Origin of the sequence: Dyella sp. AtDHG13, from assembly GCF_003201105.1 — a bacterium.
Taxonomy (GTDB): Bacteria; Pseudomonadota; Gammaproteobacteria; order Xanthomonadales; family Rhodanobacteraceae; genus Dyella; species Dyella jiangningensis_B.
This window is the reverse complement of the sequence record NZ_QICJ01000011.1, coordinates 68,196-90,880: the sequence shown is the minus strand read 5'-3', so window position 1 is coordinate 90,880 and position 22,685 is coordinate 68,196. Positions and strand designations below refer to the sequence as shown.

Here is a 22,685-nt window from a genome sequence, read left to right as displayed (position 1 = left end):
GCCGGGCGGGAAACCGTCCGGCCTTTTCATGTTTCATGTCACCGCGGAGTAATCCATGCGCAAGACCCTGCTGTTGCTCGTTCCCATCGCGCTGCTCGGCGCGTGCACCTATGGCATCACGCTGGACGATGCCGGGAAGAACGTCCGCACGGCCTGGAGCGGCGATGTGTCTTCCTGCCGTGACCTGGGCAAGGTCACCGTGTCCGTGATGGACCATGTCGGCCCGATTGACCGCAACGACATCAAGGTGCGCGACGAGCTGGAAGTGATGGCGCGCAACGAAGCCGCCAAGATGCACGCCGACACCATCAAGCCGCTGGCCGACCCCAAGGACGGCTCGCAGCCCTGGGGCGCCTACCAGTGCGGCAGCGCCCAGCTGGCGCCGTCGGCACGTCCGGCCAATCCGGCAAACCCGGCCCCGACCCAGCCGAACACGGCGACGCCCAGCGGGTTCGAGACGTATCCGGTCAAGGGCAACTGACCGGAACCGCCGGCGAACCTGCGCCACCGCCCCGGGCTCCGCGGGCGGCGGGCGTACCACTCCCGCAGTTACCCCGAAGGCGCCCTCGTGGCGCCTTTTTCACGCGCATGGGTCGACGCTCTTGCAAGCCCATCGGTGCGGGCATAAAATTCACATGCATATATTACATATATGTACTAACTGGGCCGCGCGCCATGAGCAGCTTCCATCCCACCGAGCAGCGACTGGCGGTCACGCGCCAGCGTTATCCCGCGTTTCCGCGGGACGCTGCCGTGCTCATCCGCCTGATCAAGCACATCTACAAGCGCGTGCATGACGACGCGAACGCGATGCTGCGCCCGTACGGCATCAATCACCCGGAATACAACCTGCTGATGATGCTGTACGGCACCGAGGGCTACTCGCTGCATCCCACCGAGCTGGCCGACGCGGCGGGCGAGAAATCCGCCAACATCACGCGGCTCACCAACGAGCTGGCCGACAAAGGTCTGATTGCGCGAAACGCCAGCGAAGAGGATCGTCGCAAGGTCACGCTCACCCTCACCAAGGACGGCGTCGCGCTGATCGAGAGCTTCCTGCCCGATGTCTGCGCCTTGCTGGAGTGGCAGGTCGGTGAGCTTCCCCAGCGCGACGTCGCGCAACTCGAGCGCCTGCTCAAGAAATTCCTCGATCAACTGGAGCGCTAGGGATGCCCTGTTCTATTCAGCGCGGGTGGCATGGTGCCCAGCCGGTGCGCAGGGCATGGAGCGCGGCGCGGAGCTGCGGCCATACAGCAACGGTGACGCCTGTGCTGAATAGAACGGGGCATCCCTAACCATGTCGGCCGTACCCACCGACCTCCCGTCCTGGCGCCATCCGCCGTGGCTGCGCGAGTTCGCCACGGAAGAACGCCAGGCATGGATCTTCGTGGTCAAGTGCATGCTGGCGTTCTACATCGCCGCGTGGTTCTCCATGCTGTTCCAGCTGGAGCAGCCGTCGACTACGATGATCACGGTGTCCATCGTGATGCATCCGCACAGCGGCATGGTGCTGGCGAAGAGCTTCTACCGCGCCATCGGCACCTGCGCGGGTAGCCTGGTCGGCGTGCTGCTGATGGCGGCGTTCCCGCAGCAGCGCGAGCTGTTCCTGCCGGCGCTGTCGCTGTGGGTCGGCCTGTGCGCAGGCGGCGCGGTGCTGTACCGCAACTTCATGTCCTACGGCTTCGTGCTGGCGGGCTACACGGCGGCCATCGTGGCGCTGCCGGCCATCAACGATCCGTACAACGTGTTCGACTCGGCCATGATGCGCGTGAGCGAGGTGATGCTCGGCATCGTCGTGGCCGGCCTGGTCAGCGACGTGGTGCTGCCGGAACGCCTGCGCCAGCTGCTGCGCCGCGTCGCGCGCGAACACTATTCGCACTTCATCGATTTCGCGCGCGGCAGCCTGGGCGGCGCCATTCCCCGCGCGGAGATGGAGAAGCTGCACCTGCGCTTCGTGCGCGCGGCCGTGCAGATCGAGGACATGCGCGCCTCGGTGATCTTCGAAGATCCCGAAGCCCGCGCGCGCAGCAGCCGCATGCAGCTGCTCAACCTGCGCTACATGGCCGCCGCGACCAGCTTCCAGTCGCTGCATCACCTGATCAACCGTCTGCAACGCAACAACCATCCGCGCACGGCGGCCGCGTTGATCCGGCTGTATGCGCCGGTGGGCGTGGCGTTGTCGCCCGAACCCAGCGAACAAACCAGGCCGCGCCTGCTCGCCACGCGGCTCGAAGCCTGCGAAGCCACCTTGCCGGCGCTCGCCGCCCAGCTGCGCGAAGAGCTGCGGCAGGATCCGGAACTGCTGCTGGAATTCGACAGCGGCACCATGATCCTGCGCCGCTTCGTGAGCGAGCTGCGCGATTTCACCTCGCTGGAAGCCACCCTGCGCGAAACCCAGGGCGTGCTCGGCGGCACGGTGGAACGCGTGGATTTCAAACGCGCCAACGACTACGCCTCGCCGGCCATCGCCGTGCTGCGCACCTTCCTCACCATGATCACGCTGAGCGTGTTCTGGATCGCCACCGGCTGGCCGTTCGGGCCGAGCGCGATGCTGCTGGCGACCATCTTCAGCGGGCTGCTCGCCACCTCGCCGTCGCCGCTGGCGGCCACGGCCAACACCTGGATCGGCTACGCGGTCGGCATGTTCGCGGCGTACTTCGTGGTGTTCTGGATCATGCCGGGCAGCGACGGCTTCGTGATGTTCATGCTGGTCACCGGCCCGTTGCTGGCGATAGGGCCGTACCTCACCACGCGCAACGCCACGCTGCCGGGCATCGGCGCGGGCTACACGCTGGGCTACGTCTACATTCTCGCCGTGAAGAACCCGATGGTCTACGCGCCGGAGCGCTTCTTCAACGACGCCATCGCGTCGTTGTTCGGCCTGATGATGAGTGGCGCGGCCTTCATGGTCATTCCCACCGTGATCGGCACCGCGTGGATGCGCCGCCGCCAGCTGGCGCAGCTGCGCCGCCAGGTGGTGTTCGCCGCGACCGCGCCGATGGAAGGCATCCTGTATACCTTCGAGAGCGTCAATCGCGACCTCTATCACCAGATCGTGCAGTTCACCCAGCAGGGCAGCGCGGAGTCCCGCGACCTGCTGAGCTGGGCGCTGGCCGTGCACGACTGCGGCCGCGCGATCATCGAGCTGCGCCAGGACATGGCGCACGCCGAACTGCCGCCGCCGCTGGTCGATGCCATGCAGCGCGTGCTGGACGGCATGGCCCGCCTCTACGACGCGCCCGACAAGGCGCGCTGGCAGCAGGCCGATGCCGCCGTTGACCACGCCATCACGCTGACTTCCCAGACACTGCCGCAGGCGCGCGCCAGCTGCCAGCCGGCCCTGGGTCACCTGCTGCAGCTGCGCATTGCGCTGCGCGATGATGAATCCGCACTGGCGCCGTACATCGTCAAGGTTCCGGAGAACACCCATGCCGCGTGAAATAGCCCTTGCCGACGCGCTCGTGCCCGGCATCCTGCTGGTGTACGCAGGCTGCCTGCTGGTGCTCTGGCTGATCGACACCATCGTCGGCCGCTACGGCCTGTACCGCTACGTGTGGCATCCCTCTCTGTTCCGTGTCGCCGTGTTCTTCGTGCTGTTCGGCGCAGCCGGCCTGCTCCTGTACCCATGACCATGAAACTGCAACCTCAAGCCCTGCTCCGATTTGCCATCACCGCGGTCGTCGTGATCGTGGCGCTCGTGCTCTGCCACATCCTGTGGCGGCATTACATGTACTCGCCGTGGACGCGCGACGGCCGCGTGCGCGCCGAGGTGGTGCGCATCGCGCCCGACGTCTCCGGCCTGGTCACGCGCGTGCCGGTGATCGACAACGCCGAAGTGAAGAAGGGCGACGTGCTGTTCGAAATCGACCCGCAGCGCTACCAGATCGCGCTGGCCCAGGCCGAGGCCAACCTCAACTCCGCCAAGGCCGCCGCGCGCGCCGCCGGCGCCAATATCGATGCGGTATTGGCCAGCGCCGCCGCGCGCAAGGCCGAGTACGAGATGCGCCAGGAGCAGGCCCAGCGCCGCCAGGAACTGGCCGACGTGGTGCCAAAGGAAGAACGCACCGACGCCAAATCCGCCGCCACGACCGCCCGCGCCATCTGGGAACAGGCCCAGGCCAGCGGCCACCAAGCCAACGCCTCGCGCGAGCAGGCCGAAGCCGCCGTGGTGCAGGCGCAGGTCGCCGTGGATCGCGCCAAGCTCGACCTGGAGCGCACCGAAGTACGCGCGCCGGTGGACGGCTACGTGACGAACCTCGACGTGCGCGTGGGCGACTACGCCTCCACCGGCAGCCCGCGCCTGGCGCTGATCGATCGCCACAGCTACTACATCTACGGCTATTTCGAGGAAACCAAGCTGCCGCACCTGCGCATCGGCGACCCGGTGCAGATCCGCCTGATGAGCGGCGGCACGCACTTGAAGGGCCGCATCATCGGCGTGGCGCGCGGCATCACCGACCGCGACAACCCCACCGGCCGCGACCTGCTGGCGGACGTCAATCCCACCTTCAACTGGGTGCGCCTGGCGCAGCGCGTGCCGGTGCGCATCGAGATCGAAGAGAACAGCATCCCCAAGGGTTTGATCCTCGCCGCCGGCATGACGGCCAGCATCGACGTGCAGCCGCATGCGGTGGCTGACAATGAGCAGGTGCAGCGGTAGGGCGAAGCAGGCCGTGGGGAGAACTTGCGCGGCCTGAGGCGTGGACAAGCGCAAACAAGCGCCTGTTCAAAATCTCGCGTGAGTACACATTTCTCCTCACCGTCATCCCCGCGAAAGCGGGGATCCAGTGTCTTTAAGCTCTCTCGCAGCGAATAAAGTCGCTGGATCCCCGCTTTCGCGGGGATGACGGTGAGGGGATACGCACGCTCATGCGAGGTTTGTGCGGGCGCCTATTTGCAGCGGGGTGCGCACGGCCACTCCACGCCTTCAGGAGCGGATTGCTACCATGACGCCCCATGAATCGACCGCTTCCCTCGCCACGCAGCCTTGCCCGCCGACTGCTTTCGCTGCGTCGGCGGCGCGGGCCCGATCTGTCCGCGCACGTGAATTTCGCCGTGCCGGCGGAGGCGATCACCACGCTGTCGGGACCCGCGGCCTTCCGTGAAACCCTGCTGTCGCTGATCGCCAGCGCGCAGCAGCGCATCGTGCTGGTGGCGCTGTACCTGCAGGATGACGATGCCGGCCGCGAAGTGCTGGAGGCGCTGCACGCCGCACGCGCGGCGCGGCCCGGCCTCTCCGTGGAGGTCTATGTCGACTGGCATCGCGCCCGCCGCGGCCTGATCGGCAAGGGCAACAGCGAAGGCAATGCCGCCATGTACCGCCAGTACGCCGAACGTTTCGGCGAGGGCGTGGTGATCCGCGGCGTGCCGGTGCAGACGCGCGAGCTGTTCGGCGTGCTGCACCTGAAGGGTTTCGTCATCGACGACACCGTGCTCTACAGTGGCGCCAGCCTCAACGATGTCTACCTGGCGAAACATGGCCGCTATCGGCTCGACCGCTACCACGTGATCCGCCACCAGCCGCTTGCCGACAGCATGGTCGCCTTCGTCGACGGCCAGTTCCGCGACAGCGACGCCGTGCCGCGACTGGATCGCCTGCCGCAGCCGCGCCCGCGCGAACTGCAGGAACCGATCCGCCGCCTGCGCCAGTCGCTGCAGGAGGCGCAGTACACGGGCGAGAGCGAGGTGCCGCGCCACGGCGATGTCGTCGTGATTCCGCTCGCCGGTTTCGGGCGCGCCGACAACGTGCTCAACGAAACCCTGCTGGACCTGCTGCGCGGTGCGCAGCGACGCGTGATCCTGCTGACGCCTTACTTCAACCTGCCGCAACCGGTGCGCGCTGCGATTGGCCAACTGCTGCGACGTGGCTGCCGGCTGGACATCATGGTGGGCGACAAGACCGCCAACGATTTCTACATTCCGCCCGAGCAGCCGTTCAACCGCATCGGCCTGCTGCCATACCTGTACGAAGCCAACCTGCGCCGGTTCGCGCGCACGCACCAGCGCGCCATCGACAGCGGCCAGCTCAATCTGTGGTTGTGGCGTGACGGCGACAACACGTATCACCTCAAGGGCCTGTTCGTGGACGAGGAGATTGCCGTGCTCACCGGCAACAACCTCAATCCGCGCGCGTGGGCGCTGGATCTGGAAAACGGCTTGCTGCTGCGCGACCAGTCGCGCCAGCTGCTCGCGCAGCACGATGCGGAGTGGCAGTCGTTGCGCAGCCATGCGACGCGCGTGACGCACTATCGCGATCTGCCAGGCGCGCGCAGTTATCCGCCGGAAGTGCGCAAGCTGCTGCGCCGCCTGCGGCGCGTGCGGCTGGATCGCCTTATCGGCCGATTGCTCTGACGGCGACGCGAGGCTTCAGCCCGCCAGCCGCTCCAGCCGCATGGCCAGCCAGCGCGCCACGTCCGGCCATTCGCTGTCGATCACACTGAAGCACACGGTGTGGCGCAGCGTGCCGTCGGGGCGGCGCTTGTGGTTGCGCAGCATGCCTTCGCGCACCGCGCCGAGGCGCTCGATGGCGCGTTGCGAGTCGAGGTTGCGATGGTCGGTGTGCAGCTCCACCGCCACGCAGCCCAGCGTGTCGAACGCGTGCTGGAACAGCAGGCGCTTGCAGGCGGTGTTGAGGTGGCTTTTCTGCCAGCGCTTGGCGTACCAGGTGTAGCCGACGGCGACGCGGCGCGGGTCGTTGACGAAGTCGTAGAAGCGCGTGGTACCGACGATGTCCCCGCTGCTTTTCTCGCGCACCGCGAAGGGCAGCATCAGGCCGGCCTTCTGCCCTTCCAGCGCCTTGGCGATGTACGCCGCCGCTTCGCCCGGCGTGGGCGCGCTGGTGAACCATAGGTTCCACAGTTCGCCGTCGGCCGCGGCGGCCTCGAGGGCGGGCGCGTGTTCGGGCGTCAGGGGTTCGAGGGCGACAAAGGCGTCTTCCAGCAGGACTGGCGTCAAGGCGGACATCGGTGCTCCGGGAGAGAGGACGCTCAGGCGTCCAGGTCGGGGATCAGCCTGCTTTCCAGCCGCGCGATGTGGTCCTTCAGCAGCAGCTTGCGCTTCTTCATGCGGGTGAGCTGCAGCTCGTCGCGGCTGAGCGACGAGGCGAGGTGCTCGATGGCCACGTCGAGGTCGCGGTGCTCGACGCGCAACTCGGCCAGCAGATGGGCGATCTCGGCTTGGTCCTGGACCTGCATGACGGCGAAGGGCTTGGGAGGGAACCCCGCCAGTGTACCGCCGCCGGGGCCGCGGGTGGGCTGCGCCGTGCGGCCGGGGCAGCCCGGCGACTGGCCCGCTACAATGGGAGGCCGTCCCGCCCAATCGCGTCCATGTCCGCCCAGCCCGAAGCCACCCGCAAGCAGCACTACGAGGCCGCCAAGCTGGCCAAGCGCCTGCGCCATCAGGTGGGCCAGGCCGTGGCCGACTTCAACATGATCGAGGACGGCGACAAGGTGATGGTGTGCCTGTCCGGCGGCAAGGATTCCTACACCTTGCTCGACATCCTGCTGTCGCTGCAGGCCAAGGCGCCGGTGCGCTTCGAGATCGTGGCGGTGAACCTGGACCAGAAGCAGCCGGGGTTCCCCGCGCACGTGCTGCCGGAGTACCTGACCGCGCGCGGCGTGCCGTTCCACATCATCGAACAGGACACCTACAGCACGGTCACCCGCGTCATTCCGGAAGGGAAGACCATGTGCAGCCTGTGCTCGCGCCTGCGGCGCGGCGCGTTGTATCACTGGGCGGCGGCCAACGGCGTCACCAAGATCGCGCTGGGCCATCACCGCGACGACATCCTGGGCACGTTCTTCCTGAACCTGTTCTACCAGGCGCAGCTCAAGGCCATGCCGCCCAAGCTGCGTTCGGACGATGGCCGCCACGTGGTGATCCGCCCGCTGGCGTACTGCCGGGAAAGCGACATCGCCGCCTACGCCGAGGCGCGCGCGTTCCCGATCATTCCCTGCAACCTGTGCGGCTCGCAGGAAAACCTGCAACGCAAGGCGGTCAAGCGCATGATGGAGGACTGGGAGCAGACCCAGCCCGGCCGCGCCGAAAACATTTTCCGCGCGCTGGGCAACGTGGCACCCTCCCAGCTTGCCGACCGCAACCTGTTCGACTTCGCGTCGCTAGGCGCGCGCGAAGGTGTCGCTCGCGCCGATGCGCACCAGTGGCTTGCCGGCACGCCGGACGAGTCGTGAACCTTTCCACTTCCGAATCGAGTAAAGCCGTGTCTCTTTTTTCTAGCGTTGAAATGACCCCGGGCGATCCGATCCTGGGACTCACCGAGGCCTATCTGGCCGACAGCCGCCCGGGCAAGGTCAACCTGGGCGTGGGCATCTATTACGACGAGCAGGGCCGCATCCCGCTGATGCGCGCCGTGCACGAGGTGGAGAAATCGCTGGCGCTGGAAGCCAAGCCGCGCGGCTACCTGCCCATCGACGGCATGCCGACCTACAACATCGCCACGCAGAAGCTGGTGTTCGGCGAAGATTCCCCACTGCTGGCCGCCGGCCGCGTGGCCACCTCGCAGACCATCGGCGGCAGCGGCGCGCTGCGCATCGGCGCCGACCTGCTGAAGAAGGTGCTGCCCAAGGCCAAAATCGCCATCAGTAACCCGAGCTGGGAAAACCACCGCGTGGTGTTCAGCGCCGCCGGTTTCGAGGTGGTCGACTACGCTTACTACGACGCCGCCACGCACGGCCTGGATTTCGCCGGCATGCTGGCCGACCTCGGCAAGCTGGAGCCGGGCACCGTGGTGCTGCTGCACGCGTGCTGCCACAACCCGACCGGCGTGGATCTCACCGCCGAGCAGTGGCAGCAAGTGGTGGACCTGGTGAAGGATCACGGCCTGCTGCCGTTCGTGGACATGGCCTACCAGGGCTTCGACGAGGGCATCGACGCCGACGCCACCGCCGTGCGCCTGTTCGCTGCCTCGGGCATCGACGCCTTCGTGGTCGCCAACTCGTACTCCAAGTCGTTCTCGCTGTATGGCGAGCGCGTGGGCGCGCTGTCTATCGTGGGCAAGGACCGCGACGAGGCACTGCGCGTGCAGTCGCTGGTCAAGCGCACCATCCGCTCCAACTACTCCAGCCCGGCCACGCACGGCGGCGCGCTGGTTTCCGCCGTGCTCAACAGCAAGGAGCTGAAGGCGCTGTGGGAGCAGGAGCTGGGCGAGATGCGCGAGCGCATCCACGCCATGCGCGCCGGCATGGTGGAAAAGCTCGCCGCCGCCGGTTCGCCGCAGTTCGGCTTCATCCAGGAGCAGGCGGGCATGTTCTCCTACTCGGGCCTGTCCAAGGCCCAGGTGGACCGCTTGCGCGAGGAGTACGGCATCTACGCCGTGGGCACCGGCCGCATCTGCGTGGCCGCGCTCAACCGCGCCAACCTGGATACGGTGGTGAACGCGGTGGCGGCGGTCAGCCGCTGAGTTCCACACTTCCCTCACCGTCGTCCCCGCGCAGGCGGGGACCCAGTGACTTTGGCGCGCCTGAAGTCGCTGGAACCCCGCCTGCGCGGGGATGACGACAAAGAAACAAGCACGGATACCGAATGTTCTTCCGCAATCTCACGCTGTTCCGCTTTTCCCCCGCCGTTGCCGATGACCTGAACCGCCTCGACGAGGTGCTGGGCGACTATCGCCTGCGCCCCTGCGGCCCCATGGAAATGGGCACCAAGGGCTTCGTGCCGCCGGTGGGCCGGGGCGATGAGGCCCCGCTCACCCACGCCGTGCACGCCTGCACCATGGTCACCGTGGGCAGCGAGGACAAACTCCTGCCCGGCGCCGTGGTGAACGACGAGCTGCACCGCCGCGTGCAGAAGATCGCCGAAGAGGAAGGCCGCAAGGTCGGCGGCCGCGAGCGCAAGCGCCTGAAGGAAGACGTGCTCAACGAGCTGGTGCCGCGCGCCTTCATCCGCAGCTCGCGCCAGCGCGCCTACGTGGACAAGAAGAATGGCTGGCTGGTGCTGGACACCTCCAGTCGCAAGTCCGCTGAGAACACGCTCACCCAGATGCGCGAGGCGCTGGGCAGCTTCCCGGCCGTGCCGCTGGCCCCGGAAGAGGGCCCGCGCGTGCTCATGACCGACTGGCTGGCCAACGGCAACCTGCCGGCCGGCCTCGCCCTGGGCGACGAAGTGGAGCTGCGCGACCCGGCCTCGGCCACCGGCGCCATCGCCAAGTGCCGCCGCCAGGACCTGGACGGCGAGGAAGTGAAGGAGCACCTGCGCAACGGCAAGCAGGTGTTCCAGCTCGGTCTCATCTTCGATGAGCGCATGAGCTTCGTGCTCGGCGAGGACCTGATCGTCCGCAAGCTCAAGTTCCTCGACATAGTGACGGACGAACTGGGCGACAGCCACCCCGACGCCGCCGCCGAGGCCGACGCCACCTTCGCCCTGCTCACCCTGGAGCTCGAGCGCCTGCTCGGCAAGCTGGAGGAATGGTTCGGCCTGCCGCGTCCCGCCGAAGCCTGAGTCGCTTCGTTCAGCCTGGGCCGCCCCCGCCGTATGGTTTTGGGGCGGTCACAGCGCCGTCTTGCGAAGCCTGCATGCTCCCCCCACATTCCCTTTGGGACACTGATGGGCCTGGACGCCACGTAGTCGTAGTAGGGCGGGGAACATGACGCAGCACCTCGAAGGCGATTGGCTGGAACTGGCCACCGCAAGCGGTAGCACTATCCGCGTGCTCAAGGCCGCGCATCCGCGCGCGCGCCGTTTACGCCTCACCGTGACGCCCAAGGGCGCGCGCGTGTCGTATCCGCACGGCACGCATCCGGCGCAGGTCAGCGCCTTCCTTCGCCATCACGCCGACTGGCTCGAGCGCAAGCTCGACGAGCTGCATCTGGTCGTCAAACCGCTGCCTCCCTTGCGCGTGGGCACGCCCACGGAATTTCCGCTGCGCGGCGAAACCGTGCAGCTCGACTGGATGGATGGACCGTACCCCAAGGTCGAAGCCGGCGAAGGCACGCTCACCCTGGTGATTCCACGTCCGCACACGCGTGCCTTGCCCGTGGCGCGCGGACTGCTCGCCTCGTACTTCGAGGCGCAGATCCGCCGCGACGTATCGCGCTGGCTCGCCGGCTACGTGCCACAACTCGGCCTGGCACCCACCGCACTGCGCGTGCGCCCCATGAAAAGCCTGTGGGGCAGCCTGGACACACGCGACCGCATCAACCTCGACCTCGCCCTCGCGCTCGCGCCACCCAACGCATTGAAGTACGTCCTGGCACACGAGCTTTGCCACCTGAAAGTACGCAGCCACGCCCCCCGCTTCTGGCAGCAGGTCGAAGGCCTGTTCCACGAATGGCGCGAACAACGCGACTGGCTGCGCCTCAACGGCGCGTGGCTGAAGACGGAGCTGGATCGGTTGATTGCCGACGTGGCGGATTGAGCGCATCGTCGGACCGTTCGAGCCACGGCCAGGCAACTGCGCCGGTGACACACAAGCCGGATGACAACTGCCACTTGTTGCGTGCCCATGGCGGGCGGACGCTATCGCCACGACGATCAGGTGGAGACTCCTCATGGCATTGTCGATCGAGCCGGTGATCAAGGCATCATGGATGCTGTTCGTGCTGTACTGGCTATGGGGCTGGCGCCGCGTGAAGGATGCCAGGCGCAGCGAGCCGGTGTTGCCGCGCCTGCTGAAGTACTGGCTGCCGTTGATGCTCGCGGCGCTGCTGATCGGTCCCGAACCATGGTTTCATGGCACATGGCTGGGATCGCGCGTGTATCCGGCGACGCTGGCCGGCGCCGTGTCGGGCGCCTTGCTCACCATGTTGGGTGTTGCCTTTGCCTGTTGGGCGCGCCAGGTGCTCGGGCGCAACTGGAGTTCGGTGGTCCAGGTGAAGCAAGACCACGAACTGATCCAGGCCGGTCCTTACCGTTGGGTGCGCCATCCCATCTACACCGGCTTGTTGCTGGCTTTCCTGGGAACGGCTGTGGCGATCGGCGAGTGGCGCGGCGCGCTTGCGGTGGTGATCGTGGCACTGTCGTTCTGGTTCAAACTGAGGCTGGAAGAGCGCTGGATGCGCGAGAATTTCGGCGCCTCTTACGAACAGTACATGCAGCGGACCAAGGCCTTGATTCCTGGCGTGCTATAGCCGCGAGTCCGCAGGCCTGACGGCCATCGTGTGCGGAGTGTCGATGCATGTGATTCCCGGCTCCCGTTAACCCCATTCCGGCATTCCCGGCGATCATGGAAGTATCGCCAACGGAAAGAACGCCATGTCGGCCACCCTCACACTGCCCCTGGACTGGACGCAGGCCTGCGCAAGCGCGCTGGCTCACCTGCAAGAGCCGTGGGCGCCTTCGCGTCCGGAGACCGCGACGGAATCATTGCCATGGAGCGACGCCGAGTGCATGAGGCGCTATCGTCGTGGCGATGCCCAAGCCTTTCGCGTGCTCTACACACGCTATCGCGACAAGCTGCATCGCTACGCCTTGCGTCTGGCTGGCCGGGCCAGCGAAGCGGATGAGATTTTCCAGGACGTATGGATGGCCGTGGTGCACGGCAAGGACCGCTACGAGCCGCAGGCATCGTTCGCTGCCTGGCTGTTCGGCATTGCCCATCGGCGCGCCGCGGACCGCTGGCGCGTACTCGGCCGGCATGCGCCGGACGCGATCGATGCGTGCGGCGACGAGGAAGCGCTTGAGCATCACGCCGGATCGACCCTGCATGCACCGGACCGGCTGCTGCACAACGACGCCCTGGGTCGTGCGCTGATCGATGCCGTACAGGCGTTGCCGCTGCCGCAACGCGAGGCCTTCCTGATGAAGGCGGAAGGCGAGCTGAGTCTGGAGGATATCGCGCTCGCCACGGGTACCACGCGCGAAACGGTCAAGAGCCGTCTGCGCTATGCGCAGCAGAAATTGCGCGATGCATTGGAGGCCTGGCGATGAGCGACGACGCCATGGACGAGGTGCTGTCGCTCTATCGACGTTCAGCCCGGGAAACGCCGGCGGCGCAGGTGGACGCGCGCATCCTGCGCGCCGCGGATCGCGTGGCTGCGCTGCGCCGCATCGGCCATCGCGCAGCATGGCCTCTGGCCGCTGCAGCCTTGTTGCTGATCTGGGTCGTGGCGAGCGGGCCCCGGCATGCCGACGACCTTGCGCTCACTGCGAACGCAGGGCTGGACGTCGGCCGTACCCGGGCCGAGTTGCTGCGCATGGATGTTACGCCTCCGCCTAGCGAGACGGATCGCTTCTTGATGAACACGCCACCCGTTAACCCTTTCCCTGACACAAGGAACTCGCCATGAAAAAGAGCTTTACCTGCATGTTGCTGCTGAGCAGCCTGCTTGCCAGTGGCGCCCATGCGGCGGTGCCAAAGGGCTGGTTTGTCACCGGTACGGCAGCCAGCAGCTATGACGTCGGTACGGAAAGCAGCGCGCGGGTGTCGGGTGGCACCAGCGTCTATCTCCGTGCGAAAGAAGAGAACGCGGGCTTCGGCAGCGTGATGCAGACCATCGATGCGGATGCCTATCATGGCAAGCGCGTACGTCTTTCCGGCTATCTGCGCACGAAGGGTGCGGGCAAGGGACAGCTATGGATGCGCGTCGACGGTGCCGATCGCAAGAGCGCGGCGTTCGACAACATGGAACTCCGCGCACCGCAGGGCGATCATGACTGGCAGCGGTACGACATCGTGCTGGACGTGCCCAACGATGCGCGGGACATTGCCTTTGGCGTGCTTCTGCAGAACAAGGGCCAGGTTTGGGCCGACGGCTTGAAGTTCGAAGTGGTAGGCAAGGATGTGCCAGTGACCGACGACGCGGCGCACACCTTGCCTGGCGCACCGGTGAATCTCGGATTCGCGGATTGAGGAAAACCAGTGCGCGCGGCCGCTCATGCGGCGGCGCGCAGGTGAATCAGGCGGCGACCGTGTTTAAGCTGCGCCCATCGATATCAGTGCGACAACGCAAACTGCGTAATGATCCGCGCCGTTTCCTCCGGCTTCTCGACAATCGGCATGTGGTTGCAGCCGGTCAGCATGCTGGTGCTGATGCCGCTGGCGTTCTTCAGGCCGTTGCGCAGGCTGTCGAGCGCGGAGATGTCGATGATCTTGTCGTCGTGGCACCACAGGCCGAGCACCGGCATCTGCAGCTTGTCCAGGCGGCTCTGCAGCGACAGGTATTGCGAGGGGTCGCGCAGTTCGTTGAAGGTGTGTTCGAGGAAGGCGCGGTCCTTCTGGTTGCGTGCGATCAGCACGTCCTGGAAGCGGCCGGGAATGTTCAGCGGCTTGGCGAATGCCCATGCGGTGGCTTGGGCGAATTGCTCGCGGTTGTCGAAGAGGAACACATTCTTGCCGGACATCGCCGTGCGCGAGAAATCATTTTCGTTGGCCTTCAGGCCGAACGAATCGAGCAGGGCGAGCTCGGCGACGTGTTCGGGATGCTCGGCGGCGTAGACGCCGGCGATGGCGCCGCCCATGGAATGTCCGATCAGCACCACCTTCGGCAGATGCAGCGCTTCGATAAACGCTTGCAGGCGTGACGCCTGCGCATCGATGTTGTAGCTGGCGCCATCGACGCGGCTGGATTCGCCCCAGCCGGGCAGGTCCGGCGCGATCACGTGGAAGTGCGGCGACAGCTGCTCCATCTGCTTCATCCACACTTCCTTGCTGGCGGCGAAGCCGTGCAGCATGAGCAAGGTGGGGCCTTCGCCGCCTTCGTAGTACACCCAGTTCGTGTCGCCCACCTGTACGGAGTGCTTGTCCACGTGCGCGGCCATGGCCTGGCGCTTGATGTCGGCGCTCAGCAGCCATTGCGGTGCGAACAGGTAGGAGCCGCCGAGCACGACGGCGAGCACGATGGCGACAAAGCCGAGGAACTTGAGCCGGCGCAAGGCGAGCCGCTGCCAGAGCGGGCGCGTGGAAGCAGGCGTGACGGGCGTCGTTTTCTGGGTGGCCATGGGGAAACCGTCAGTGGGAAGCGCAGCTATCGATGGCGTCGCGCGCCTTCCTTTGCAAGGAGGCGCGCGCGGAATTTACTTGCTCGTGCCCTTCTTCGCCTTGGCGAACAGCGACTCCACCGCGTCCTGCGTCAGCGGGTGGTAGCCGCTCTTGGCCTTGGCGTAGACCTGTTCGGCGTAGGCCAGGCCGTCGGGCGTCTTCACGAAGGCGCGGTACAGCGGCATGGTCAGGTACAGGCGGCCGATGCGCGTCATGTGCTCGGCGGCGGCCGGCCACACGTCCTTGTCGCCCGCGGCGATGGCGTGGCTGTACCAGCGCATGCCGATTTCCGCATTCGGCGTGCCGGTGAGGTGCCACGCGGCGTCGATCTGCTTGATCTTGTCCAGCGGCGTCACGTCCGGCAGGCCGTCGAGGAAATACATCCACTCCTGCGTGTTCCAGCTCTTCGCGTCGAGCTTGCCGGTGGCAAGCGAGCCGGCGAGGAAGGCGGCGCGTTCCTTGTCGATGGCGTTGAAGCGTGGCGAATCAGGCAGCGGCGCATTCTTGGGCACGCCCGGCTCGTACACCCACTGCTGCACTTCATCCCAGCTCATCTTGCCGGGGTTCTTGTCGAACAGGTTGGCCTTCAGGTAGTCGAGCATCTGCTCCGTGGTGATGCTCTGGAAGGCGAAATGCGCGAAATAGCCCTTGAGGTAGGCGTCGAACGTCTCGCGGCCGAAACGCGCTTCCAGCGTGCGCAGGCACCAGCTGCCCTTGTCATACGGCACCTCGGAGATCGAATCGTCCGCGCCGATGCCGGGCTTCGGCGCCAGGCGCTGCGCGTTCTCCGGCATGTCCTTGAGGTTCTTTTCCAGGCCGCGCGCGGAGATCAGCGCTTCTTCGTCCGCCAGCGTCTTGCCGTAGACGGCCTCAGTGATGCGGCCTTGCACGTAGGTGGTGAAACCCTCGTTGAGCCAGATGTCGCGCCACGCGGCGCTGGTGACGAGGTTGCCCGACCACGAATGGGCCAGCTCATGCGAGATCACCGACACCAGGCTCTTGTCGCCCACCAGCAGGGTCGGCGTGGCGAAGGTCATGTTGGGGTTTTCCATGCCGCCGAACGGGAACGAGGGCGGCAGCACCAGCAGGTCGTAACGGCCCCAGGCGTACGGGCCGTACAGCGACTCGGCGGTCTTGATCAGCTTTTCGGTGTCCTCGAATTCCTTCGCGGCCTTGCCGACGATGCTCGGTTCCGCATAGACGGCCGAACGCGGGCCAGTTTCCTTCGCCGCGATATCGCCCGCAGCAATGGCAAGCAGGTACGAGGGAATCGGGTGCGGCTGGCTGAACCTGAAATCACCATCCAGCGGATGGCCGGCGTCGTTCAGTGCGCTCATCACCACGCGCACGTCCTTCGGCGCGGTGACGTGCGCGTCATAGGTGAAGCGGATGGCCGGCGAATCCTGCAGCGGCACCCACGAGCGCGCGTGGATGGATTCGGACTGCGAGAACATGAAGGGCAGCTTCTTGTCCGCGGTCTGCTCCGGCGTCAGCCACTGCAGGCCTGAGGCGGTCGGTGCGGTCGTATAGACAATGCGCACCTGTGCCGGATGCGCCGGCGTGTCGATGGTGAGCTTGCTGCCCAGTTCCTTGTCGCGCGGCGCCAGTGCGTACTTCAGCGCGCTGGCCTTGCCGGCCGCGTCGATGCCCTCGACGCTGGCGATCTTCAGGTCGCGCGTGTCCAGCACCAGCGACTTCGCCTTGGCGTCCTTCCAATCCAGCTTCAGCGTGGCCTGGCCGTCCAGCTGCTTGTGCGGAAAGTCCACCTTCAGGTCCAGGTCCAGGTGCGTCACGCGAACCTGGTCGGGCTGGGCATAGGAATGCGGATCGGCGGCGAAGGCGCTCAGCGGCAGCGCAAGCGCGCCGATGGCGAGAAGGTGGGACGGGCGCATCGGGGTCACTCCAAAAGCAGGAACGCCGAGTATGCCATTGGCGGGTGGCTGGCCGCGGGTGTGGATGGTCACGCTGGGTTTGTCGGGCAAGGCCTCAGTCCAAGGCTCGTCATCCCGGCGAAGGCCGGGATCCAGTTTCGTCGGTTCATGGTTGTCGCGATACGCCAACGTGTTTCTTTGGCGGGCAATGGGCGACAGCCGGCCACAGCGGAGACTGGATCCCGGCCTGCGCCGGGATGACGGTGAGGGGTAGCTGTCTTGGAGACGAAGCCCTCGCCAGCGCACCCTAACTCAGTGCGTCGACCCCGCCGACGCCGGTGCCGCCTGCGGATGCTGCAGCGACTGCACGTAGTCGATCACGTCCTGCTTGGATACGGCGCCACGATGGCTCTTGTCGATGGCGTCGAAATGCGCGCGGATAAAGGGCACCGGGCCCTTCTCGGCTTCTTCCTTCGTCAACAGGCCATCCTTGTTCTTGTCGGCGATGTCGAAGTTCTTGAGGTTGTTCTGCGCCTGGTTGGCGATGGCGCCCAGGCCCGTCTGCGCGTGGCTGGCGCTGGCGGCGAAGACGGCGAGTGCGGCGATGATGAGGGCAGTGCGGCGCATGGTGAATCTCTCTCCCTGAAAAGGCGGGCGGAGTATGTCACCGCGGATGTGAGCAGATCGTTCGGGCGCAGCCCGGCGCGGTGCCGGGCTGCTTCAACGCAGCGAGATCAGGTGCCCAGTTCCAGGGCGTTGGTGAGGTCGCCCGGCGGCGGGCCGCCGGCGGCCACCATGGCCTCTTCGCGCAGGGTCAGGCCGGGCAGCTTTTCCAGCCCGAAGCGGCGCGTGAGGAAACGGGCGATGGAGCCGGTGTCGTAGATGGTGTGGTCCACGTAGCCCTTCTTCGCCAGCGGCGACACGATGAGCGCGGGAATGCGCGAGCCTGGCCCCCAGCGGTCGCCCTTGGGTGGTGCCACGTGGTCCCACCAGCCGCCGTTCTCGTCGACGGTGATGATGACCACCGTATGCTTCCACGCCGCCGATTTCTGCAACGCGTGGACGATGGTCATTACGTGGCGGTCGCCCGCATCCACGTCCGAATAGCCGGCGTGCATGTTGAGATCGCCCTGCGGCTTGTAGAAGCTCACAGCGGGCAGGCGGTTGGCCTGGATGTCGGCGAGGAAACGGTTGGTCTTCGGTGTTTCGCCCACGCCAGCGTCGCGCAGGTGTTTTGCGCGCGCCTGAGTGTTGGGCGCGAAGCTCTTGAAGTAGTTCAGCGGCTGATGGTGGATCTGGAAGTTGGGCCGTTGCGGGAACTGGTGTTCGTCGCCGTCGCCCTTGCCGTCCAGCGCCAGTTGCCACGCGCCGGCGTACCACGCCCAGTCCACACCTTTCTCGGAAAGCACATCGCCGATGGTCTTGTGTTCCTGCGGCGGCAGCGTGCTCGGGCTGTCCTCGGCGGCGAGCGTGGGGTCCTCGCCCGATTGCGTGCTGGTCGGCTGGTACGGCGGCATCATCGTGTTCACCGCCCAGAAATCGGGCGTGAGCTGGCTGCGCGAGGCGAACTTCGGTCGGCCCTGCATGGCGCTGGCGGGGGAATCGTCGGCCAGCCGCAGGCGCGGATCATCCGCCTTGCCGCTTTCGGTGATGGCGATGTTGAACTTCGCGGGGCTCTTGTCTGCATCCGGATAGAACGGCGGCTGCGCAGCGACCAGATACTGATGATTGAGGAACGAGCCGCCGAACGCGCCCATGAACCAGTTGTCGCACAGCGTGTATTGCCGCGCGAGCTGCCACAGGCGCAGGTTCGAGGCGCTGTCGTCGTAGTGGCCCATCACCATCGCGCCGGTGTCGCCCCAGGCCACGAAGCCGTCGTTCTTGCCGCCGTTGATCTGCCGCTGGTTCTCGTAGAACGCATGCACCAGGTCGCGCGTCACCACGCCGTGCGGCAGCGGGTCGCCGCTGCCCGTGCGCAGCGCCCATGGTGCATTCGGCAAGTCGGTGATGTCGTCCTGCATCACCTGGTAAGTGCGATGGTTCACCGTCTGCTTGTGCGACGCCAGGCCGTGCCAGATCGGCGGCAGCTTGGCGAGCACTGTGCCGTCGCGGTCGCGCTGCAGGTACTCCTCGGGCTTGAGCGCGCTGAGCGGCTTCTCCACGCCGGGGAAGTTGGCGAACAGGTTGTTGAAGCTGCGGTTCTCCAGATAGATCACCACCACCTTCTGCACCTGCGCGCGCAGCGCCTCGTCGATGCTGGCCGGCGCCACCGGCGAAGGTGCGCCGGTGGCGCCACCAGCCAACGCCTCGGTGCCGCCGATGGCGAGCGCCGCGCCGCCCAGCGCGAGGCCGCCCAGCAGACGGCGTCGCGCGGGATCGACAGGTTGTTCTTCAGCGATGTCGGGGAAAGGCGGGGGAGGGAGTTTGCTCACGGTGCTGCGTCATCATAGAAACGGGACAGGTCCGCCTTGGTCTCCTGCAGCGAGGTCGGGTCGAGATAGATCATGTGACCGGACGGATAGAAGCCGTAGGAGATGTTCTTGCGTTCCGCCGGCTCCAGCCCGAGGTGGGTGAGGTCGAATTCGGTCGCGTAGAACGGCGTGGCCAGGTCATAGTACCCGTTTGCGGAGAACACCTTCAGGTGCGGGTTGCGGCGCATGGCATCGCCCAGGTCGTCGCCCACGTAGGTGGCCTGCAGCCAGCCGCCGTTCTTCTTGCGCTTCCAGTCCCAGTTCTTGCCGATGGCGGCGTAGTTGTTGGGCAGGTACGGGCGATCGTCGGTGAACTTGAGTTCCGTCGCGGCGTACTGGTTGAACGCCGCCACGTAGGCGCCGGTGATCGCATCGCTGGCGGTGTCGCCATCGGGCGTCTCGCCGGCGGCGTCCGGGTCGATGCCCTGGAAACGGCCGTCCAGACGTCCCACGGTCAGGCGCTGGTCGCGCAGCAATTCCTTGCGGAAACGGCTGGGGCTGACGCGCAGGTTGGCTTCCTTGATGTACTGTGGCGAGATGCCCAGGTAGCGGCTCATCTGGTTGGCCACGCGATCGGCTTCGGCCGGGTCGATGGCATCGCCCTTGGCCAATGCCAGCGTGTAGTCGCCCGAGGCGAAGCGGCGCACTTCGTCAAGGAAGGTTTTGATGTCCGCCGGCTTGTTCGGCACCTTGTTGTGGTACCAGGCAATCGCCGCTTCCGTCGGCAGGTTCACGATGTAACCGTGATCGATGCCCGGCGCGGCGACGGAGAAATCGAGAATGGACGACATCAGGATGACGCCGTTGAACTCCATGCCGCTTTCCTGCAGCGACTTCACCAGCACGGCGGAGCGCGTGGTGCCGTAGCTCTCGCCGAACAGGAACTTGGGCGAGTTCCAGCGGTTGTTCACGCTGACGTAGCGGGTGACGAACTTGTTGAATGCCTCGGCATCCTGGTCCACGCCCCACACGTCCTTGCCCTCGGTCTTGCCCACCAGGCGCGAATAGCCGGTGCCCGGCGCATCGATGAATACCAGGTCGCTCTTGTCCAGCAGGCTCTGGTCATTGGGTACCCAGTGATACGGCGCGGGCGGAATCGGCTTGTCGCCATCGTTGGCCACGCGCACCGGCCCGAACGAGCCCATGTGCAGCCACATCGACGAAGAGCCTGGGCCGCCGTTGTAGAAGAACGTCACCGGCCGCTTGCTGTTCTTGCCGCCGTCGGTGGTGTAAGCGACGTAGAAGAAGCTCACCGTCGGCTTGCCCTTGTCGTCGCGGATGGTGAGGCGACCGGCGGTGGCGGTGTAGCTGATGCTGCGATTGCCCACGCGTACGCTGTGCCTGGTTACCGACGCATGTTCGGGCGGCGCGGGCTGCTCGTTTTCGTCGGCCTTCTTGTCCTTGTCGCCCTGTTCGGACTTGGGCGCGTCCTTGGGCGTATCGGCGGCGTGCAGCGGCAGGGTGCCCAGCGCGAGGATCGTGGCAAGGGCGAGTGATGCGAAGGGGAAGTGGCGCATGTCAGTGGTTTCCTTGGAGCCAAATCAGGGCTGTCGATGCGTATGTCGTTTCCTCACCGTCATCCCCGCGCAGGCGGGGATCCAGCGCTTTTGGGCCGGCACGAAAGTCACTGGATGACCAGCCTTTCGGCTGTTGAAAGACGCCTTCCGCTTTCGCGGGAATGACGGTGAGGCAGGATGGAAGTCCGCACTGAGCACTACGAATGCGTCGTCGCGTCGTAATACCGCGCCAGATCGCTCTTGAGCTGCTGCAGCGCTTCGGTGTTGAGGTAGATCATGTGCCCCGACGGGTAGTACAGGAAATGCACGTTGCCGCGCAGCGACGGCTCCAGGTTCATGTGCGCGATGTCGTACTCGGTGTTGAAGAACGGCGTGGCGAAATCGTAGTAGCCGTTGATCGACAACAACTGCAGGTGCGGATTGGTGCGCATGGCGTGCGCAAGGTCGCCGGCCACGTAGGCCGTCTGCAGCGGACGTTTGATGCCCGCGGCCTGGTGCTTCCAGTCCCACGCCTTGCCGGTGTCGCCAAACGTCGGGCGATAGTCCAGGTCGCTGTGATAGTTGAGCTGGTTGCTCACGTAGTCGTGGAACGCGGTGACGAAGGCGCCGCTGATGCCCGTGTCCGACGCATCGTAATCGGGCACTTCACCTGCGGAATCCTCGTCCACGCCCTCGAAGCGAACGTCATAGCGGCCAATGGTGCGGCGTTCGTTGCGTAGCAGTTCCTTGCGGAAGCGCGACGGGTCCACGCGCAGGTTCGCCTCCTTGATGTACTCCGCCGAGAGGCCGGTGTAGGCGGCCAGCTGGCGCGCCACGGCATCGGCTTCCGCGGGCGGCACGTCCTGGCCCTTCGCCAATGCCGTGGCATACGGGCCACGAGCGAACGCACGCACCTGGTCGAGATAGGCCTTCAGGTCCGCAGGCTTGTTGGCGAGCTTGTTGTGGTACCACGCGGCGGCCGCATAGCTCGGCACGTAGCCGATGAACATCTCGTCGTAGCCCGGCATGCGCATGCCATAGTTGAGGATGGAGGACATGATGATCACGCCGTTGAACGACATGCCCTTGTCCTGCAGCGCATCCACCAGCGCGCCCGAGCGCGTGGTGCCGTAGCTTTCGCCGTAGAGGAACTTCGGCGAGTTCCAGCGGTTGTTGAGCGTCACGTAGCGCTGGATGGCGCGCGCAAACGCCGACACGTCCTGGTCCACGCCCCAGAAATCCTTGCCCTCGGCCTTGCCGAGCGGCCGCGAATAGCCCGTGCCCACCGCATCGATAAAGACCAGGTCGGTCTTGTCGAGCAGGCTGTCGCTGTTCGCCACCAGCTTGTACGGCGCGGGCGCGGTGGCGGCCGGGCTGTCGGTGGCGATGCGCACCGGGCCGAACGAGCCCATGTGCAGCCACATCGACGACGACCCGGGGCCGCCGTTGTAGAGGAACGTCACCGGCCGCTTCTCCGGCTTGCCGGTGTCCACCGTATAGGCCACGTAGAACACGCTAGCCTGCGGCTCGCCCTTGTCGTCGCGGATGATCACCGTGCCGGCCGTGGCGGTGTAGGACACCGAATGGCCGTTGATGCTCACGCTGTGTTTGGTGCGCACGGCGGTTTCGGTGCTGGGCGCTTTGACCTCGTCGTCCTTGCTGGCATCGGCTTGTTTGTCGGCTGGCTTGTCCTTGGCCAGCGTCATGGAAAACGGCGACAGCGCGAGGCTGCCGGCCATCAGCAGGGTCAGAAGGCGACGCATGGAGCTCCCCGGGGTTGGATCGATGTAAGCCCCGAGTATGCAAACGGGAGCGCGCCGGCGACCGTGACAAAAGTACTGGTTGGCTTGCTTTTGGCTGACGAATTTCGCGGTGAGATGCTGGTCAGCCCAGTGCGGACGCAGGGAATTGC

22 protein-coding genes are annotated in these 22,685 nt (G+C 66.1%); 14 read left to right on the top strand and 8 right to left on the bottom strand.

The genetic code is table 11. The features are described 5' to 3' along the window. Nucleotides 1–55: 55 nt before the first annotated feature. From BDW41_RS17550 to pssA, 6 genes are all read left to right on the top strand, one after another. Complete coding sequence (locus BDW41_RS17550; RefSeq protein ID WP_074550206.1) at nucleotides 56–481, top strand: DUF4156 domain-containing protein; 426 nt, start codon at nucleotides 56–58, stop codon at nucleotides 479–481. Nucleotides 482–675: 194 nt separating this feature from the next. Then, the gene (locus tag BDW41_RS17545) at nucleotides 676–1,167 is read left to right on the top strand and encodes a MarR family transcriptional regulator (protein ID WP_074550208.1); all 492 of its coding nucleotides are present in this window, start codon (nucleotides 676–678) and stop codon (nucleotides 1,165–1,167) included. A gap of 130 nt (nucleotides 1,168–1,297) precedes the next feature. Further along, nucleotides 1,298–3,439, top strand: a complete 2,142-nt coding sequence (locus BDW41_RS17540; RefSeq protein WP_074550210.1) for an FUSC family protein — start codon at nucleotides 1,298–1,300, stop codon at nucleotides 3,437–3,439. Next, the gene (locus BDW41_RS17535) at nucleotides 3,429–3,629 is read left to right on the top strand and encodes a DUF1656 domain-containing protein (protein WP_074550212.1); all 201 of its coding nucleotides are present in this window, start codon (nucleotides 3,429–3,431) and stop codon (nucleotides 3,627–3,629) included. Before BDW41_RS17540 ends, BDW41_RS17535 begins: the two co-directional genes overlap by 11 nt. A 2-nt stretch (nucleotides 3,630–3,631) precedes the next feature. Beyond that, nucleotides 3,632–4,660: an HlyD family secretion protein gene (locus BDW41_RS17530; protein ID WP_074550214.1), complete on the top strand. Its 1,029-nt coding sequence runs from the start codon at nucleotides 3,632–3,634 to the stop codon at nucleotides 4,658–4,660. A 296-nt stretch (nucleotides 4,661–4,956) separates the two neighbouring features. After that, nucleotides 4,957–6,351 (top strand): CDP-diacylglycerol--serine O-phosphatidyltransferase, encoded by a 1,395-nt coding sequence (gene pssA, locus BDW41_RS17525; RefSeq protein WP_074550216.1) that lies wholly within the window; start codon nucleotides 4,957–4,959, stop codon nucleotides 6,349–6,351. A 15-nt stretch (nucleotides 6,352–6,366) separates the two neighbouring features. On the opposite strand, the gene BDW41_RS17520 is transcribed toward pssA, so the two are convergent. Together BDW41_RS17520 and BDW41_RS17515 are read right to left on the bottom strand one after the other, a co-directional pair. Then, nucleotides 6,367–6,963: a GNAT family N-acetyltransferase gene (locus tag BDW41_RS17520; RefSeq protein WP_074550218.1), complete on the bottom strand. Its 597-nt coding sequence runs from the start codon at nucleotides 6,961–6,963 to the stop codon at nucleotides 6,367–6,369. 23 nt (nucleotides 6,964–6,986) lie between these two features. Further along, entirely contained in the window at nucleotides 6,987–7,193 is a 207-nt protein-coding gene (locus tag BDW41_RS17515; RefSeq protein WP_074550220.1) for a DUF465 domain-containing protein, read from the bottom strand. Between the two features lie 132 nt (nucleotides 7,194–7,325). Here BDW41_RS17515 and ttcA point away from each other — a divergent pair, with 132 nt between their 5' ends. From ttcA to BDW41_RS17475, 8 genes are all read left to right on the top strand, one after another. Continuing rightward, entirely contained in the window at nucleotides 7,326–8,189 is an 864-nt protein-coding gene (ttcA, locus tag BDW41_RS17510; protein WP_074550222.1) for a tRNA 2-thiocytidine(32) synthetase TtcA, read from the top strand. Nucleotides 8,190–8,218: 29 nt separating this feature from the next. Then, nucleotides 8,219–9,418: an amino acid aminotransferase gene (locus BDW41_RS17505; protein WP_074550223.1), complete on the top strand. Its 1,200-nt coding sequence runs from the start codon at nucleotides 8,219–8,221 to the stop codon at nucleotides 9,416–9,418. A 122-nt stretch (nucleotides 9,419–9,540) separates the two neighbouring features. Further along, complete coding sequence (locus tag BDW41_RS17500; protein ID WP_074550225.1) at nucleotides 9,541–10,458, top strand: recombination-associated protein RdgC; 918 nt, start codon at nucleotides 9,541–9,543, stop codon at nucleotides 10,456–10,458. Nucleotides 10,459–10,603: 145 nt separating this feature from the next. Then, the gene (locus tag BDW41_RS17495) at nucleotides 10,604–11,374 is read left to right on the top strand and encodes a SprT family zinc-dependent metalloprotease (RefSeq protein ID WP_074550227.1); all 771 of its coding nucleotides are present in this window, start codon (nucleotides 10,604–10,606) and stop codon (nucleotides 11,372–11,374) included. 133 nt (nucleotides 11,375–11,507) lie between these two features. Then, the gene (locus tag BDW41_RS17490) at nucleotides 11,508–12,086 is read left to right on the top strand and encodes an isoprenylcysteine carboxylmethyltransferase family protein (protein WP_074550229.1); all 579 of its coding nucleotides are present in this window, start codon (nucleotides 11,508–11,510) and stop codon (nucleotides 12,084–12,086) included. A 124-nt stretch (nucleotides 12,087–12,210) separates the two neighbouring features. Next, nucleotides 12,211–12,885 carry a sigma-70 family RNA polymerase sigma factor gene (locus tag BDW41_RS17485; protein ID WP_083337715.1) on the top strand — a complete coding sequence of 225 codons (675 nt, stop codon included), beginning with the start codon at nucleotides 12,211–12,213 and terminating at the stop codon, nucleotides 12,883–12,885. After that, nucleotides 12,882–13,244 (top strand): hypothetical protein, encoded by a 363-nt coding sequence (locus BDW41_RS17480; RefSeq protein ID WP_074550231.1) that lies wholly within the window; start codon nucleotides 12,882–12,884, stop codon nucleotides 13,242–13,244. Before BDW41_RS17485 ends, BDW41_RS17480 begins: the two co-directional genes overlap by 4 nt. After that, a complete protein-coding gene (locus tag BDW41_RS17475) occupies nucleotides 13,241–13,807 on the top strand; it encodes a hypothetical protein (protein WP_074550233.1) in 567 nt (188 codons plus the stop codon). The genes BDW41_RS17480 and BDW41_RS17475 overlap by 4 nt, the downstream gene beginning before the upstream one ends. An 83-nt stretch (nucleotides 13,808–13,890) precedes the next feature. Here BDW41_RS17475 and BDW41_RS17470 read toward each other — a convergent pair whose 3' ends face one another. The 6 genes from BDW41_RS17470 to BDW41_RS17445 all read right to left on the bottom strand — a co-directional run bounded on the left by BDW41_RS17470 (nucleotide 13,891) and on the right by BDW41_RS17445 (nucleotide 22,536). Then, nucleotides 13,891–14,895 carry an alpha/beta fold hydrolase gene (locus BDW41_RS17470; RefSeq protein WP_074550235.1) on the bottom strand — a complete coding sequence of 335 codons (1,005 nt, stop codon included), beginning with the start codon at nucleotides 14,893–14,895 and terminating at the stop codon, nucleotides 13,891–13,893. A gap of 75 nt (nucleotides 14,896–14,970) precedes the next feature. Continuing rightward, nucleotides 14,971–16,827: a M1 family metallopeptidase gene (locus tag BDW41_RS17465; RefSeq protein ID WP_074550237.1), complete on the bottom strand. Its 1,857-nt coding sequence runs from the start codon at nucleotides 16,825–16,827 to the stop codon at nucleotides 14,971–14,973. Between the two features lie 291 nt (nucleotides 16,828–17,118). Further along, the gene (locus tag BDW41_RS17460; protein ID WP_074550239.1) at nucleotides 17,119–17,433 is read right to left on the bottom strand and encodes an EF-hand domain-containing protein; all 315 of its coding nucleotides are present in this window, start codon (nucleotides 17,431–17,433) and stop codon (nucleotides 17,119–17,121) included. A 107-nt stretch (nucleotides 17,434–17,540) separates the two neighbouring features. Beyond that, entirely contained in the window at nucleotides 17,541–19,238 is a 1,698-nt protein-coding gene (gene acpA / locus BDW41_RS17455) for an acid phosphatase (protein WP_074550241.1), read from the bottom strand. Beyond that, nucleotides 19,235–20,794 (bottom strand): peptidase S10, encoded by a 1,560-nt coding sequence (locus BDW41_RS17450; protein ID WP_074550243.1) that lies wholly within the window; start codon nucleotides 20,792–20,794, stop codon nucleotides 19,235–19,237. Before BDW41_RS17450 ends, acpA begins: the two co-directional genes overlap by 4 nt. A gap of 197 nt (nucleotides 20,795–20,991) precedes the next feature. Continuing rightward, complete coding sequence (locus BDW41_RS17445) at nucleotides 20,992–22,536, bottom strand: peptidase S10 (RefSeq protein ID WP_074550245.1); 1,545 nt, start codon at nucleotides 22,534–22,536, stop codon at nucleotides 20,992–20,994. Between the last annotated feature and the right edge of the window lie 149 nt (nucleotides 22,537–22,685).